The organism is Streptomyces winkii, from assembly GCF_032248595.1.
In the GTDB taxonomy this organism is placed as follows: Bacteria; Actinomycetota; Actinomycetes; order Streptomycetales; family Streptomycetaceae; genus Streptomyces; species Streptomyces winkii.
Map to the genome: position 1 here is coordinate 537006 of NZ_JASTTH010000004.1, position 13544 is coordinate 550549.

The 13544-nt window shown below is 71.4% G+C and carries 14 protein-coding genes; 6 read left to right on the forward strand and 8 right to left on the reverse strand.

Translation table 11 applies throughout. The annotated features are described in order from the left end of the window. Nucleotides 1-15 precede the first annotated feature (15 nt). The 3 genes from QQM67_RS14485 to QQM67_RS14495 form a co-directional block, all read right to left on the reverse strand. The gene (locus QQM67_RS14485) at nt 16-885 is read right to left on the reverse strand and encodes a DUF1707 SHOCT-like domain-containing protein (RefSeq protein ID WP_314174227.1); all 870 of its coding nucleotides are present in this window, start codon (nt 883-885) and stop codon (nt 16-18) included. Nucleotides 886-994: 109 nt separating this feature from the next. After that, a complete protein-coding gene (locus QQM67_RS14490; RefSeq protein ID WP_314174228.1) occupies nt 995-1522 on the reverse strand; it encodes a hypothetical protein in 528 nt (175 codons plus the stop codon). Between the two features lie 110 nt (nt 1523-1632). Continuing rightward, entirely contained in the window at nt 1633-2184 is a 552-nt protein-coding gene (locus tag QQM67_RS14495; RefSeq protein WP_314174229.1) for a glycoside hydrolase family 25 protein, read from the reverse strand. Nucleotides 2185-2465: 281 nt separating this feature from the next. On the opposite strand from QQM67_RS14495, the gene QQM67_RS14500 reads away from it, so the two are divergent. From QQM67_RS14500 to QQM67_RS14510, 3 genes are all read left to right on the forward strand, one after another. Beyond that, nucleotides 2466-2891: an OsmC family peroxiredoxin gene (locus QQM67_RS14500; RefSeq protein WP_314174230.1), complete on the forward strand. Its 426-nt coding sequence runs from the start codon at nt 2466-2468 to the stop codon at nt 2889-2891. A 42-nt stretch (nt 2892-2933) separates the two neighbouring features. Further along, on the forward strand, nt 2934-3812 hold the full coding sequence (locus QQM67_RS14505; protein WP_314174231.1) for an Fpg/Nei family DNA glycosylase: 879 nt from the start codon (nt 2934-2936) through the stop codon (nt 3810-3812). Between the two features lie 137 nt (nt 3813-3949). Beyond that, nucleotides 3950-4663: a GAF and ANTAR domain-containing protein gene (locus tag QQM67_RS14510; RefSeq protein ID WP_314174232.1), complete on the forward strand. Its 714-nt coding sequence runs from the start codon at nt 3950-3952 to the stop codon at nt 4661-4663. A gap of 56 nt (nt 4664-4719) precedes the next feature. Here the strand turns inward: QQM67_RS14510 and QQM67_RS14515 are convergent, their stop codons facing one another. The 3 genes from QQM67_RS14515 to QQM67_RS14525 all read right to left on the reverse strand — a co-directional run bounded on the left by QQM67_RS14515 (nt 4720) and on the right by QQM67_RS14525 (nt 8996). Continuing rightward, nucleotides 4720-7365, reverse strand: a complete 2646-nt coding sequence (locus QQM67_RS14515; RefSeq protein ID WP_314174233.1) for an ATP-dependent Clp protease ATP-binding subunit — start codon at nt 7363-7365, stop codon at nt 4720-4722. Between the two features lie 120 nt (nt 7366-7485). Further along, complete coding sequence (locus QQM67_RS14520; protein ID WP_314174234.1) at nt 7486-8400, reverse strand: EamA family transporter; 915 nt, start codon at nt 8398-8400, stop codon at nt 7486-7488. Then, entirely contained in the window at nt 8400-8996 is a 597-nt protein-coding gene (locus tag QQM67_RS14525; RefSeq protein WP_314174235.1) for a MarR family winged helix-turn-helix transcriptional regulator, read from the reverse strand. Before QQM67_RS14525 ends, QQM67_RS14520 begins: the two co-directional genes overlap by 1 nt. A 117-nt stretch (nt 8997-9113) precedes the next feature. On the opposite strand from QQM67_RS14525, the gene QQM67_RS14530 reads away from it, so the two are divergent. The 3 genes from QQM67_RS14530 to QQM67_RS14540 are packed head-to-tail and all read left to right on the forward strand — an operon-like array spanning nt 9114 to nt 11683. Further along, nucleotides 9114-9917 (forward strand): alpha/beta fold hydrolase, encoded by an 804-nt coding sequence (locus tag QQM67_RS14530; protein ID WP_314174236.1) that lies wholly within the window; start codon nt 9114-9116, stop codon nt 9915-9917. Then, entirely contained in the window at nt 9914-11185 is a 1272-nt protein-coding gene (locus tag QQM67_RS14535; RefSeq protein ID WP_314174237.1) for a PP2C family protein-serine/threonine phosphatase, read from the forward strand. The genes QQM67_RS14530 and QQM67_RS14535 overlap by 4 nt, the downstream gene beginning before the upstream one ends. A gap of 60 nt (nt 11186-11245) precedes the next feature. After that, nucleotides 11246-11683 (forward strand): VOC family protein, encoded by a 438-nt coding sequence (locus QQM67_RS14540; RefSeq protein ID WP_314174238.1) that lies wholly within the window; start codon nt 11246-11248, stop codon nt 11681-11683. A 96-nt stretch (nt 11684-11779) separates the two neighbouring features. On the opposite strand, the gene QQM67_RS14545 is transcribed toward QQM67_RS14540, so the two are convergent. Continuing rightward, the gene (locus QQM67_RS14545) at nt 11780-12520 is read right to left on the reverse strand and encodes a FadR/GntR family transcriptional regulator (protein ID WP_314174239.1); all 741 of its coding nucleotides are present in this window, start codon (nt 12518-12520) and stop codon (nt 11780-11782) included. Nucleotides 12521-12607: 87 nt separating this feature from the next. Beyond that, nucleotides 12608-13483 (reverse strand): SDR family NAD(P)-dependent oxidoreductase, encoded by an 876-nt coding sequence (locus tag QQM67_RS14550; protein WP_314174240.1) that lies wholly within the window; start codon nt 13481-13483, stop codon nt 12608-12610. Nucleotides 13484-13544: the final 61 nt, after the last annotated feature.

Sequence of the window (13544 nt, forward strand, 5' to 3'; positions counted from 1 at the left end):
CCAACACCCGCCGTCCTAGAGCGACTTGCCCCCCTGGTCTCCCTGGTCCCCGTGGTCCCCGTGATCTCGGTGGCCTCCAGGGGACTCGTCGTCCCGGCGTCCGCCGTGAGGCCCGTACCGTCCGCCGTGCGACCCGCCGTGCGGACCGCCGTGGCCGCGCCTGCCGCCGCGCCCTTCCCGGCGCTGACGGCGCTGAAGCTCCCGCCGTTCGCGCCGCTCGGCACGCAACTGCTGCTGCTCCTCCCGCGGAAGCTTGCGCGCGACGCCCACGCCGCCCATCACGGTGAGACCCGTGATGACCACGCGCGGCGCCTCGGGGTCCGCGAACCCCGCGGCGGAGGAGTCGAATCCGCCCATGATGCCGACGCCGCGGACCTCGACCCCGACCCCGGGCGGCACGATGACGCTGAATCCGCCCATCAGCGCGAAGCAGCGGATGACGACGTCCCGCTCCTCGAACCGGGCCTCCCGCAGGTCGAGTTCGCCGCCGCCCATGAAGCCGACGCCGGTGAAGGCACGCGGCACCGTCCACTCGCCCCTGCGGCCGAAGCCGCCCATGATGCCGACGCCCCAGCGCGAGGTGGCTCGTCCGCCGATCCGCTCGGCCCAGCGCCGCTTCTTGCGGAGCGAGGGAACGGAGGAATCCTTCCGCCCACCGGCCACGTCCGGCAGGCCGCTCACGGAGGAGTCGGCGCTCCCGTGGTGCGGCAGATCGCGGACGAGCGGCACCAACTCCCCCCGCGTACGGGCCTGATAGGTGCGGTCGAGCCGTTCCTGGAACTCGTCCATGGCGAGCCGCCCCTCGGACAGCGCGTCGCGCAGCACCTCGGCGATGCGCTCTCTCTCCGCGTCCGACGCACGCATCTCGGGCAGCTCGTCACTCATGTGGCCACCCTATTACGCACCGTATTGCGGGCCCGTACCGTATTGCGCGCCCCCCGGCGTGCACGCACCGCGTCGGAACGCCGACCGCGTGCTCGGGTCCCTCCGCGGGCTACTCCACGGACGCGAGAAGCCACTCGGCCAGGGCCACCGCCGCGAATCCCAGCGCCAGCACGCCCGTCGCGACCCTGGTGCGGCCCCGTCGGCTCAGGGCGATGGCGGTGCCGGAGAGTATGAGCGCGATCCCGTAGAAGCCCATGGTGAGCACGGACGGCGCGCTGCCCAGTCGCACGACGAGCGCGACGGCCACCGCCGCCATGACGATGCCGGAGACGATCGCGCGGACCCTGCGCGCCTGCCGCGGCGTGAGGCCCGGACGCGCATCCGGATCCCCCACTTCCGCCGGGTGAGCCTGCTCCCCCGCTTCCGCGTACTCCCCCGCTTCCTCCTGCTCCCCCAGTTCCCCGTCCCCCTGCTCCGAAGGCGCCCGCGACACCGGCTGCTCCGAGGACTCCGAGCGCTCCGCCCGCTTCTCGCCCTCCGCGGGCGAGGTCGCTGGCTCCCCGTCCCCGTCGGCCGCGGCGGCCCGCGCTCCGGTCGTCTCGTCGTCGGTCGGCGGGCTTATGTTGGCTTCCGGCATGCCGGGAGGTTATCCGCATTCGCCGGCGTCTGTCGCGCGGGGTCGGCCAGGCCGGGATGGGGCCCGCGATCGTCCGCCGCGAACTGTCCGGCGGCTCGACTCCCTTGTCCCTAGGGCTCCTTGTGCGTCCACTTCCGCAGTTCGGAGCGGCTGTCGAAGTTGCCCATGTTCGTGTCGATCGGGTCGTTCGTGTACTGGTGGAAGCGCCAGGAGTGCTTGATGCCGGGGTGGCCGGGCTTGCCGTTGTAGTGGGCTATCCACAGGCCGTCGCCCGCGAAGGACGTCGTGTCGTGGTTGAACCAGAAGTTGGTGTTGCAGTACAGCAGCACTCTGGTGTGGGGGCGCTTGTCCTGTACGTACTTGATCCAGGAGTCCTTCTCCGCGTTGGTGACCTCGGAGTCCTCCCAGTCCAGTACGAGCATGTCGCCCTTGACGAGGTTGATCTTCGACATGAAGTAGTCGGCCTGTGCCTTCATGCTCCCGGCACGGCCGAAGTGGTAGAAGCCGGTGACGAGTTCGGCGTCGCGCGCGGTCTGACGCTGGTCGACCCACTTCGGGTTCGTGTACGAGGTACCTTCCGTGATCTTGATGAAGACGAAGTCGAGACCTTTCGTGCTGTAGTCCCGCGGCTGGTACGACGAGACGTCGACGCCTTTGATCACGATGCTCTCCTCTGCCGTACGGACAAGCGCTTTCACTCATCCGTTCCGATACCCGCAACGCGGCGCACCGTACCCCGAACAGGCCGCTGTGGGGCACCGATCGGTCGCTCCGGGTCACCGCGCGGAGCCGCCCGCGCGTGCTCCGGCGCGTCGTCCCTGTCCGGGCGGCGCCCGTGGGCGGAGGATCGGTCCCGGCGAGTGCCGGCGCACGCGGCACACTGGTGGAGAACGGCCCGCCCGAAACAGGAGCAGAGCCGAAACAGGAGCAGAGGAGCACGACCATGGCGACGACACGCACCGCGCACACCGTGTGGAACGGGAACCTGAAGAAGGGGTCGGGTGAGATCACCTTCGACTCCTCCGGCATCGGAACCCAGTCCGTCACGTGGGCGTCGCGCGCCGAGGAGCCCAACGGAAGGACGAGCCCAGAGGAGCTGATCGCGGCCGCGCACTCCAGCTGCTTCTCGATGGCGCTTTCCAACGGGCTCGACTCCGCGGGCAAGCCGCCCACCCGGCTGACCACGCAGGCCGACGTGGTCTTGCAGCCGGGCACCGGGATCACCGGCATCCACATCACCGTCGAGGGCGAGGTGCCGGGCATCGACGAGGCGGCCTTCGTCGCCGCGGCGGAGGAGGCCAAGGCCAACTGCCCCGTCTCCCAGGCCCTTTCGGGCACCACCATCACCCTGACGGCCAAGCTGAGCTGAGCGTGCACGGCGCGCTCGTGCGCCGCACGGAGCGGAGGAGACATGCCGGAACTGCCCGAGGTCGAGGCCCTGCGTGACTTCCTCGACGACCGCCTCGAGGGGCGCACGGTGGAGCGCGTCATGCCGGTGGCGATCAGCGTGCTCAAGACGTACGAGCCGCAGCCGGCCGCGCTGGAGGGGCAGACCTTCACGGGTGTGTCCCGGCACGGGAAGTTCCTCGACCTGGAAGCGGGCGGTCTCCATCTGGTCGTCCATCTGGCCCGGGCGGGCTGGCTGCGCTGGCGGGAGTCGATGCCGGCCGCTCCGCCGCGTCCGGGCAAGAGCCCGCTGGCTCTCCGGCTGACCCTCGCCGCCTCCGAACAGGGCGGCGAGGGCGGCGGGTTCGACCTCACCGAGGCGGGCACGCGCAAGCGCCTCGCGGTGTACTGCGTGCACGATCCGTCCGAGGTGCCCGGTGTCGCACGCCTCGGTCCCGATCCGCTCGCCGACGAGTTCACGCGGGAGGTCCTCGCCGGTCTCGTACGCGGCGAGCGTCACCGGATCAAGGGGGTGCTGCGCGATCAGAGCGTGATCGCCGGCGTCGGGAACGCCTACTCGGACGAGATCCTGCACGCGGCACGACTCTCACCGTTCAAGATCGCCGGGGAGCTCTCCGAGGAGGAGGTCACCGGGCTCTACGAGGCGCTGCGCGCGACCCTCCGCGACGCCGTCGAGCGCTCCCGCGGGCTGGCGGCCGGGGAGCTGAAGTCGGAGAAGAAGACGGGGCTGCGGGTGCACGGCCGCACGGGCGAGCCGTGCCCGGTGTGCGGCGACACCGTGCGGGAGGTCTCCTTCAGCGACAGCTCGCTCCAGTACTGCCCGACGTGCCAGACCGGCGGCAAACCGCTCGCCGACCGGCGCATGTCACGGCTGCTGAAGTAGCGGCGGTCCGCCCGTGGCTACCGCCACGGGCGGACCGCGGCGCAAGGCGCTGCGGCAGGGCGCCGGGACGGACGTACTACCGTTGCGCCGGCACACACCCCGGGGGTTCAGGGATGGCGAGTCATGAAGGGACAGGCATGTCGGCCGACGAGCTGGAGGAGTTCGCCACAGGCCTCGCCCACATGGCCCGCGATCTGCTCGCGCAGGACTCCGTGCAGAGGACGCTCGACCGCATCGTGGTCCACGCGGTGGACCTGGTGGAGGGGTGCGAGGCCGCGGGCGTGATGACGGTGGAGAACAAGCGGGTGCGCACGCTCGCGTCGAGCAGCGACGTGGTGCTGGCCTCGGACCGCATACAGGGCGAGCTGAACGAGGGCCCGTGCTTCGACGCCGCGAGGACGCCGAAGGAGGTCTACCGCGTCGCCGACATGACCGAGACCGTGCGGCGCTGGCCGCGCTACGCGCCCGAGGCACGCCGGATCGGCATCGGCAGCATGATGGGCTTCCTGCTCTACACCGACGAGGACAACCTCGGCGCCCTCGACCTCTACTCCTCCGCCCCGAACGCCTTCACCAAGAGCTCCGAGCACATCGGCTGGCTGCTCGCCTCGCACGCGGCGGTCGCCTTCTCCAGCGCCCGTACGCACGCGCAGCTGCACACCGCCATGGAGACCCGGCACAACATCGGCGAGGCGGTCGGCATCGTCATGGAGCGCTACAAGCTCGACGAGGACCAGGCGTTCGCCGTGCTGCGGAAGAGCTCACAGGACCGGAACACCAAGCTGCGCGAGATCGTGCGGACGGTCACGGAGACCGGCGAGATCCCCGGTGTGAAGCCGAAGCCTCACTGACGCGGCCGCGCTCCCCGCCCACCGCGGCCGCGCCTCCTGCCGCTCCCGTCGGGCAGTCACTCGCCGCCCATGTCGCTCCCACGGGCCCCGGCGGTCGCCTCCTGCTCCGTACGGAAGACCAGCGCGTCCTCCTCCACGTCGACCAGCAGCCTGGTGTGCGGCTTCAGTTCACCGCTGAGCAGCATCCGCGAGAGCTGGTTGTCCACCTCGCGCTGGATGGTGCGGCGCAACGGCCGTGCGCCGTACTCGGGTTGGTAGCCGCGCCGCGCGAGCCAGTCGACCGCGGCCGGAGCGAAGTCGATGGCCAGGTCCTGTGCGTGCACCCGGTGCCTGGTCTCGTCGAGCAGCATGTCGGTGATGGTGCGCAGCTGTTCGTCCGAGAGCCGGCGGAAGATGACGATCTCGTCGATGCGGTTGAGGAACTCCGGCCGGAAGTTCTCCCGCAGCGGCCGCATCACCCGCTCCCGGCGGGCCTCCTCCTCGTCCTCCTCGTCGCCGCCGCCGAAGCCGAGGACGGCCCCGCGTCCGGAGATCGCCTCGGAGCCGAGGTTGCTGGTCATGACGATGACCGTGTTCGTGAAGTCCACGGTGCGGCCCTGGGAGTCCGTCAGGCGCCCGTCGTCGAGCACCTGGAGCAGGATGTTGAAGACGTCCGCGTGCGCCTTCTCGATCTCGTCCAGGAGCAGCAGGGAGTACGGGTTGCGGCGAACGGTCTCGGTCAGCTGGCCCGCGTCCTCGTGCCCGACGTAGCCGGGAGGGGCGCCGACGAGACGGCTGACGGTGTGCCGTTCCTGGTACTCGCTCATGTCCAGGCGCACCATGCGGTCGTCGGTGCCGAAGAGCGACTCGGCGAGCGCGCGGGCGAGTTCGGTCTTGCCGACGCCGGTCGGCCCGAGGAAGAGGAAGCTGCCGATGGGCTTGGACGGGCTCGAGAGCCCGGCGCGCGAGCGCAGCACGGCGTCGGCGACGGCGGCGACCGCCTCGTCCTGCCCGATGACGCGCTCGCGCAGCCGGTCCTCCATGCTCAGCAGGCGCTCCTTCTCCTCCTGGGTGAGGTTGCTGACGGGGATGCCCGTCTGGCGGGAGACGATGTCGGCGATGTCCTCGACGGTGACCTCGGCGATGCGGCCGTTGGGCTGCTGCTTGCGCTCGTCCCGGGTGATCTCCTTCTCCACCTCGGCGAGCCGGTCGCGCAGCTGTGTGGCGCGTTCGTAGTCCTCGGCGGCGACGGCCTGGTCCTTGTCGCGGTTGATCTGTTCGGCCTCGCGCTCCAGTGCCCGCACGTCGGTGCCGCGGGTCGCGGTGCGCAGCCGCACGCGGGCGCCCGCCTGGTCGAGGAGGTCGATGGCCTTGTCCGGCAGATACCGCCCCGTCAGATAGCGGTCGGAGAGCTCGACGGCGGCGATGAGCGCGTCGCCGGTGTAGCGGACCTGGTGGTGCGCCTCGTAACGGTCGCGCAGGCCGCGGAGGATCTCCACCGCGTCCGGGACGCTCGGCTCGGGGACGAGGACGGGCTGGAAGCGCCGCGCGAGCGCCGCGTCCTTCTCGATGTGGCGGCGGTGCTCCTCCAGCGTGGTGGCCCCGATGACATGCAACTCGCCCCGGGAGAGCGGCGGCTTGAGCATGTTGCTCGCGTCCATCGAGCCGCCCTCGGTGCCGCCTCCGCCGGCGCCGACGACGGTGTGCAGCTCGTCGATGAAGACGATCAGCTCCTCGGAGTGGCGGCGGATCTCGTCGATGATTCCGCTGAGGCGCTCCTCGAAGTCGCCGCGGTAGCGGGTTCCCGCGACGACGCCCGAGACGTCGAGCTGGACGACGCGGCGGCCCAGGAGGTTGTCCGGCACGTCGCCGTCCACGATGCGCTGCGCGAGCCCCTCCACGATGGCCGTCTTGCCGACGCCGGCCTCCCCGATGAGTACGGGGTTGTTCTTGCCGCGGCGGGCGAGGATCTCGATCGTCTGCTCGATCTCCTCGTTCCTGCCGATGACGGGGTCGATGCGGCCGTCGCGGGCCATCTCCGTCAGGTCGGTGACGTACTTGTCGAGGTTCGGGGTGTCGGAGGGCGGCTTGCCCTGCGCCCCGCGCCCGGCCGGTGTCTCGGGGCCGGAGCCCTGCGCGCCCGGGTATCCGGCGCCGCCCTGGCCGGGGTGACCCGGCTGGCCCGGGTGTCCGGGAAAGCCGCCGGAGGACGCCGAACGCGGGTCGAAGTGGGCCGCGCCCAGGATCTGTCCGGCCGCGGAGTCGCGGTTGGCCGCCATCGCGATGAGGACGTGCTCGCTGCCGATGTACGAGGCGCCGCGAGAGCGCGCGATGTCGTGCGCGTCGAGCAGGGCGCGCTTCACGGCGGGACTCACGGAGATGGACTTGCGCGGTGTGCCCTCCCCGACCTCCCGGTCGATCTCCTCGGCGAGCGCGTCGGCGTCCGCACCGGCCCGGGTGATCATGGTGCGGGTCGGCTCGGTGGTGAGCGCCGCGCGCAGCAGGTGCTCGGTGTCCAGATCGCTGCTTCCGTGCTGAGCCGCGTACGAGGCTGCCTCGGATACGAGCTGCCTGGCCGGCTCGCTCATCAGACGGAGGAAGTCGTAGTAGCGGGGGTCCCGCCCGCCGCTGCCGGACGGGGCGGCGCCCCCCAGAAAGCGCGCGATGAACTCTCCGAACGGGTCCCTGCCGAAGTCCTCGGGACCCATGTACCCGCTGGTCATAGGTATCCGTCCCGCTGACCCGACGTCGCCGGGCCACGCTGTGTCGGCTGCATCAAGCTTCCGGTGCGGGGTTCCCCTGTACGGCCGTGCGACACGTGTACGGCACAGGTGCCGCGCCGCTCAGCCCGCCGTGAGCAGGCCGGTGGCGGTGGCGGCGCCGAGCAGCCCGGCGGCCTGTAGCGGGGTGGGGCGTTCACGCAGCGCGGTGAGCCCGAGGAGCACGGGGATCGCCGGATAGAGGGAGGAGAGCACGACGGCCACGGTGACGAGCTGCTCCCGTGTGGCGAGGAGATAGAGCACGAGGGCCAGCGCGGCGGCCATGCCCGTGGCGGCGGCTCCGGCCGCGCGGAGCGGCGGCAGCCGCAGCCGCATCCCGTCCGCGGGACCCGTACCGGCGCGCTCTGTCCCGACGCGATCCGTCGCAGGGCGGTGCATCCCGCGGAGCAGCGGCGGCAGCGCGGCGGGCAGGATCACGGCGATCGCGGTGAGACGCCCGGCCGTGACGGGCCAGATGCCGGTGCCCGGGCCGGCCTGGGCGAGCGCCGCGTACTGGAGGGCGATTCCGGCGCCGGCGGTCAGTCCGTCCAGGGAGGCGCCGGTGCCGCGGGGCGAGGCGGAGCGCGCCGGCCCGCCGCGGGAGACCAGCCACAGGGCCGGCACGGCTGTCAGGATGCCGAGCCAGGACAGCGCCGACGGCCGGTCTCCGAGGAGTACGACACCGGCCAGCACGGGCAGGGCCAGACCACCGACGGCGCTGACGGGCACCACGGTGCTCATCGCGCCGCGGCTCATGCCGCGGTAGAGGAAGACCATCCCCGTGCCGGTGCCGATGCCGGAGAGCGCTCCCCACGCGAGATCGGACCCGGCCGGAGCCGGAGCTGGGAGCAGCGGCGCGGCAACCAGGGTGAGCGCGAGGCCCCCGGCCTGTCCGGCGAGCGCGACGAGGGCGAAGGCCGCGCGGCGCGAGAGCAGCCCGCCGGCGAAGTCGGCGAGGCCGTACAGGACGGCGGAGCCGAGCGCGAGGAGGGCGCCCATCAGCTGCCGCGCGGACCGGCACCTTCTCCGCCGCCGCCCTCGTGGCCGCCTTCGCCGCCCGCGCCGTCTTGGGCGGCCTGCTCGTCGCGCTCGGCCTGCCCCACCGGGCAGACCGCGCCGTCCCGTACGCAGCCCGCGCGGTCGCACAGGCGGCACAGCAGATCGGCGTTGCCGACCTCTCCGTACAGCCGCGTCAGCAGCTTGGACAGGAGGCCGTCGAGCGTCTCGCGCTCCGGCTCGTCCAGTACGTCCACGACGGCGTTCAGCGGGGTGCCGCGGGCGGCGAGCATCGTGCGGGCGGTGCGGGTCCCGGCGGCGGTGGGCTTCACGGACACCCAACGCCCGGGCCCCTGACGGCGGGTGACCAGTCCGCCCGCTTCGAGCGAGTCGACCATGCGGGCCGCGGCCGGCTGCGAGAGGCCGACGCGGCGGCCCAGCTCGGTGACGCTCAGGCCGGGCGAGGCGGAGAGCACCACGAGCGCGGAGGCGCCGCTCGCACTCGTGCCCGCTGCCTTGGTGGCTCCGGTGAGGGCCATGTCGGTCACGGCGAGTGCGGTGGCGCCGAGGAGGTTGGCCGTGCGATTCGCATCATGCATGACTCATGCATACATGGATTCCCGTGCACCCTCAACCCCCGGACGCGAGTTGATCACTGCGGCTCGATCGCCTGCAACCGCCTCATAAGCGATTTAGCATGGCAAACGGAGCCCGTTATGGATGTGCTGAGCAGAAACAATGTGGTGATCACGGGCCGTGAGGGCGCCCCGGTGATCATGCTGGCGAACGGCTTCGGCTGCGATCAGAACATGTGGCGCCTGGTGGCGCCGGAGCTGGCCCGGGACTTCAAGGTCGTCCAGTTCGACCATGTGGGAACGGGCAACTCGGATCTCTCCGCGTGGAGCGAGGAGCGGTACACGTCGGTGGACGCCTATGCCGAGGACATCGTCGAGATCTGCCGCGAGCTCGCCCTCGGTCCCGTCGTACTCGTCGGGCACTCGGTGAGCGCGGTCTTCGGCGTCCTCGCCGTGGCGTGGGAGCCGCAGCTGTTCGAGAAGCTCATTCTGCTCACGCCCTCGCCGCGCTACATCGACGACGAGGGATACCGCGGCGGTTTCAGCGCCGAGGACATCGACGAGCTCCTGGAGTCCCTCGACAGCAACTATCTGGGCTGGTCCGAGTCGTTGGCTCCGGTCGTCATGGGCAACCCCGAACGGCCCGAGCTGACCGACGAGTTGACCAACAGCTTCTGCCGGATCGACCCCGCCATCGCCAGGGTGTTCGCGCGGGCGACCTTCCTCTCCGACAACCGCACCGATCTGCCGCGGGTTTCCGTGCCGACGCGGGTGATCGAGGTCGCCCAGGACGTGATCGCACCGCGCGAGGTCGGCGCCTTCGTGCACGAGTCGATCCCCGGCAGCGAGCTCGTCACGCTCGACGCGGTGGGCCACTGCCCGCAGTTGAGCGCGCCGTCAGCCACCACCGAGGCCATCGCCGGGTTCGCGGCCCGTGACGGATGATGTCCGCAGCAGGATCCCCGCCCCCGTACCGGCGCGCCTCCCCACAGGTCGGCGGCCCGCAGCAGTCCGGGCAGCAGCAGTCCGGCCCGCAGAGGCTGTCGGACGAGGACACCGAGGAGCTGTACGAGAACGCCCCGTGCGGCTATCTCTCCACCCAGCTGGACGGGCTGATCGTCAGGGCCAACCGGACGCTGCTCTCACGGCTGGGCCGGGACCGCGACGAGGTCGTCGGGCGCATGCGCTTCGCCGACCTGCTCACGGTGGGCGGCAAGCTCTACCACGAGACCCACTTCGCGCCGCTGCTCCACCTCCAGGGCGAAGTCAGCGGTGTGGCCCTCGAATTGAAGGCTGCGGACGGCACGCGGCTGCCCGTCCTGGTCACCGCCAGCGTCAAGACGGACAGCGCGGGGCGCCCGCAGCTGATCCGTACCACCGTCAACGACGCGCGCGACCGCCGTTCGTACGAGACGGAGCTGCTGCGCTCCCGCGAGAAGGCCGAACGCGAACGGGAACGCTCTCAGCGCCTCGTCAGCACGCTCCAGCAGACGCTCGTGCCGCCGGTCCTGGCGTCCCCTCCGGGACTGGACGTCGCCGCCCACTACCACATCGCCTCCCCCGACGAAGTCAGCGGAGACTTCTACGACTTGTTCCCCCTCGCCCGGGACACGTGGGGACTGTTCATCGGCGACGTGTGCGGCAAGGGAGCGCCCGCGGCGGTGCTGACGTCGCTGGCCCGCTACACCCTGCGAGCGGCCACGGTCTACAACCCCGAGCCGGTGGCGGTGCTCAGCAACCTCAACACCGTGCTGAACACCGCCGATTACGAGCACGACCCCCGTTTCTGCACCGTCCTCTTCGGCGTGCTGCACAGCGAGGACGAGGGCTTCCGCGTCACGCTGGCCAGCGGCGGCCATCCCCACGCCCTCCTGCTGCGCGGCTCCGGAACCGCCGAGTACATCCCCACGCCCGGCGGGCAGTTGATCGGCGTGCTGGCCAACCCGACGGTGGCCACCACGTCCGTACGCCTCGAAGCCGGGGACACGCTGCTCCTCTACACCGACGGACTCACCGAGGCCCACACCGCCACCGCGGGAGGCGACCGCTACGGCGAGGACGCACTGCTCGCCTACACCGACGTCCTCGCTCCCTGCACCGCCGAGCAGACCGTCGACGCCATGGCCGAACTGCTGGACGCCTTCGGCGAGGGCCTGGTCGACGACACGGCGGTACTGGCCCTCGGCGTTCCGCCGCACGGCGCTCCGGGGTGACGGGGTGAACAGGTCGCGCCCGGCCAGAGTGTTCCGGCTGCCTTCAATAGCATGCAAAGCATGCCCATCAGACTTGAGAACGTCGGCATCGCCGTCCGCGACCTCGAAGCAACGATCTCCTTTTTCACCGACCTCGGCCTCACGGTCCTCGGCCGGGACACGGTCAGCGGTGAGTGGACCGACACCGCCGTCGGCCTTGACGGCAATCACGCCAAGATCGCGATGCTCCAGACACCGGACGGTCACGGTCGCCTTGAGCTCTTCGAGTACATCCACCCCGAAGCGATCGAGTCGCAGCCCACACGTCCCAACGAGATCGGCATGCATCGCGTCGCCTTCTCGGTCGACGACATCGACGAAGCCCTTGAGATCGCCGCACGGCACGGATGCCGTCCGCTTCGCGGTGTGGCGACCTATGCGGACGTCTACAAGCTCACGTACGTCCGCGGTCCCAGCGGCATCATCGTGATGCTCGCCGAGGAGCTGAAGAAGGACTGACGGCCGGGCCGGCGGCCTCGAACCAACTCCCATAAGCCTAGCGGTGGTTGGAGGACCGACGACGCGCAATGCCCCACCCCTCCGTACCGCCTGCGGTCAGCGCGTGCGCCGCCCGCCGCGCGTACCGCGGAGCTTGTCGAGGTCGCGTGCCGACTGTTCCAGAAGGGCCCGCATGGCGGCCTCGGCCTCGTCCGGCTCCTGTGCCCGTACGGCGTCGAGCACCGCCCCGTGGCTGGGCACGGGGTTCTGCGGGCGGTGGCCGGAGGCGTGGACGAGGCGGTCGCGGAAGGCGAGGCCCGTGGCGATCACCATCTCCATCCGTTCCAGCATCTCGTTGTGAGACGCGGCGAGAAGCGCGCGGTGGAAGGCGAGGTCGGCGTCCACGGCCTCGTCGCCGACCTCGGAGGCGCGCGCCATCGCGTCCAGCGCCTCGTCCAGCGCGGCCAGGTCCGCGTCCGTACGGCGCTCCGCGGCGAGCCGTACCGCCGCCGGTTCGACGATGCCGCGCACCTCGCCCAGGTCGCGCAGCAGCGGGTCGCCCGCGCCGGCCGCGGGGCCCTCCGCGGACTCGAACTGCCAGCGCAGCACGTCCGCGTCGAGGAAGTGCCAGTCGGACCGCGGCCGTACGAACGTGCCCCGCTTCTGCCGGGCGTCGACCATGCCCTTGGCGGCGAGCACCTTCAGCGATTCGCGCAACGCGGTGAGGCTGACGCCGAGTTCGTCCTGGAGCGCCGCCAGGTCGAGTGTGTCGCCCTCACCGATGCGGCCGCTGATGACCCGGTGAGCGATGGCCTCGACGGTCTGGCCGTGTACTCCGCGGCCCGAGTAACCGGCCATTCCTGAACCTTCTCTCTCCTCGATCCGCCCCCGATTCCGAGCCCTCTCCCTCCGCCGGTACCGGTCTCGCCGTCCCGGAATCCCCCGTCATGCAGAGGACTTCATGACGCTCCAGCCCCCGTCGACGAGAAGGCTCGCGCCCGTGACGTACGACGCCTCCGGCGAGGCAAGGTACGCGATGGCGGAGGCGACCTCCTCCGGGGTGCCGAAGCGGCGAGCCGCGGTCTCCGCGACGCTGGCCTCCCTCTCCTCCTGCGGAACCCGGTCCCACAGTCCGGTGAGAACCGGCCCCGGAAGCACGGTGTTGAACCGCACCCGCGGCCCGTACTCGACGGTCAACTGGCCGCTCAGGGACAGCAGTCCGCCCTTCGCCGCCGCGTACGCGGGGTGGCCGGGGATGCCGCGGTAGGCGTGTACGGAGGAGACGAGCACCACGGCGCCCTCTTCGGCGCGGAGGTCCTCCAGGCAGGCACGTACGCCGAGGAAGGCGGCGGTGAGACCCACCGAGATCTGCCGGTTCCAGGAGTCGGGCGTGGTCTCGTGCGCGGGTGCGACCTCGACCTTCACCGCGTTGCTGACGAGGACGCCGACGGGCCCGTAGGCGTGGGCGGATTCGAGGATCCGCCGCCACGCCTCCTCCTGCCCGACATCGGCGGGGACGAAGACGGCGTCGCCGCCGCTCTCCCGTATCGCGTCCGCGACCCCGGCGCCCCGCTGCTCGTCGACGTCGGCGACGACGACGGCGGCGCCCTCCTGGGCGAGGCGGTGAGCCGTGGCCGCGCCGATGCCCGTGGCGGAGCCGGTGACGACGGCGGTCCTCCCGCGGAAGCGGCCGTGAGGGCATCCGTGCCCTGCCGCTGCTGACTCGGCAGACCCGGCAGACCCGGCAGACCCGGCAGACTCTGCCGACCCCGCCGCCGCTGCTGACCCGGCCGTTCCGCCCTCCGTCCTGGACCCTGCCATCGGGCTGCTCCTCGCTTCGGTACAGATCGGACCGGAAGGGTTGACCACCACCCGGACCCCA

Excerpts from the sequence above, each read along its gene's own strand:
- QQM67_RS14485 (WP_314174227.1), bottom strand. The coding sequence starts at position 885 with ATGAGTGACGAGCTGCCCGAGATGCGTGCGTCGGACGCGGAGAGAGAG.
- QQM67_RS14490 (WP_314174228.1), bottom strand. The coding sequence starts at position 1,522 with ATGCCGGAAGCCAACATAAGCCCGCCGACCGACGACGAGACGACCGGA.
- QQM67_RS14500 (WP_314174230.1), top strand. The coding sequence starts at position 2,466 with ATGGCGACGACACGCACCGCGCACACCGTGTGGAACGGGAACCTGAAG.
- QQM67_RS14505 (WP_314174231.1), top strand. The coding sequence starts at position 2,934 with ATGCCGGAACTGCCCGAGGTCGAGGCCCTGCGTGACTTCCTCGACGAC.
- QQM67_RS14510 (WP_314174232.1), top strand. The coding sequence starts at position 3,950 with ATGTCGGCCGACGAGCTGGAGGAGTTCGCCACAGGCCTCGCCCACATG.
- QQM67_RS14515 (WP_314174233.1), bottom strand. The coding sequence starts at position 7,365 with ATGACCAGCGGGTACATGGGTCCCGAGGACTTCGGCAGGGACCCGTTC.
- QQM67_RS14520 (WP_314174234.1), bottom strand. The coding sequence starts at position 8,400 with ATGGGCGCCCTCCTCGCGCTCGGCTCCGCCGTCCTGTACGGCCTCGCC.
- QQM67_RS14525 (WP_314174235.1), bottom strand. The coding sequence starts at position 8,996 with ATGCATGATGCGAATCGCACGGCCAACCTCCTCGGCGCCACCGCACTC.
- QQM67_RS14530 (WP_314174236.1), top strand. The coding sequence starts at position 9,114 with ATGGATGTGCTGAGCAGAAACAATGTGGTGATCACGGGCCGTGAGGGC.
- QQM67_RS14535 (WP_314174237.1), top strand. The coding sequence starts at position 9,914 with ATGATGTCCGCAGCAGGATCCCCGCCCCCGTACCGGCGCGCCTCCCCA.
- QQM67_RS14540 (WP_314174238.1), top strand. The coding sequence starts at position 11,246 with ATGCCCATCAGACTTGAGAACGTCGGCATCGCCGTCCGCGACCTCGAA.
- QQM67_RS14545 (WP_314174239.1), bottom strand. The coding sequence starts at position 12,520 with ATGGCCGGTTACTCGGGCCGCGGAGTACACGGCCAGACCGTCGAGGCC.
- QQM67_RS14550 (WP_314174240.1), bottom strand. The coding sequence starts at position 13,483 with ATGGCAGGGTCCAGGACGGAGGGCGGAACGGCCGGGTCAGCAGCGGCG.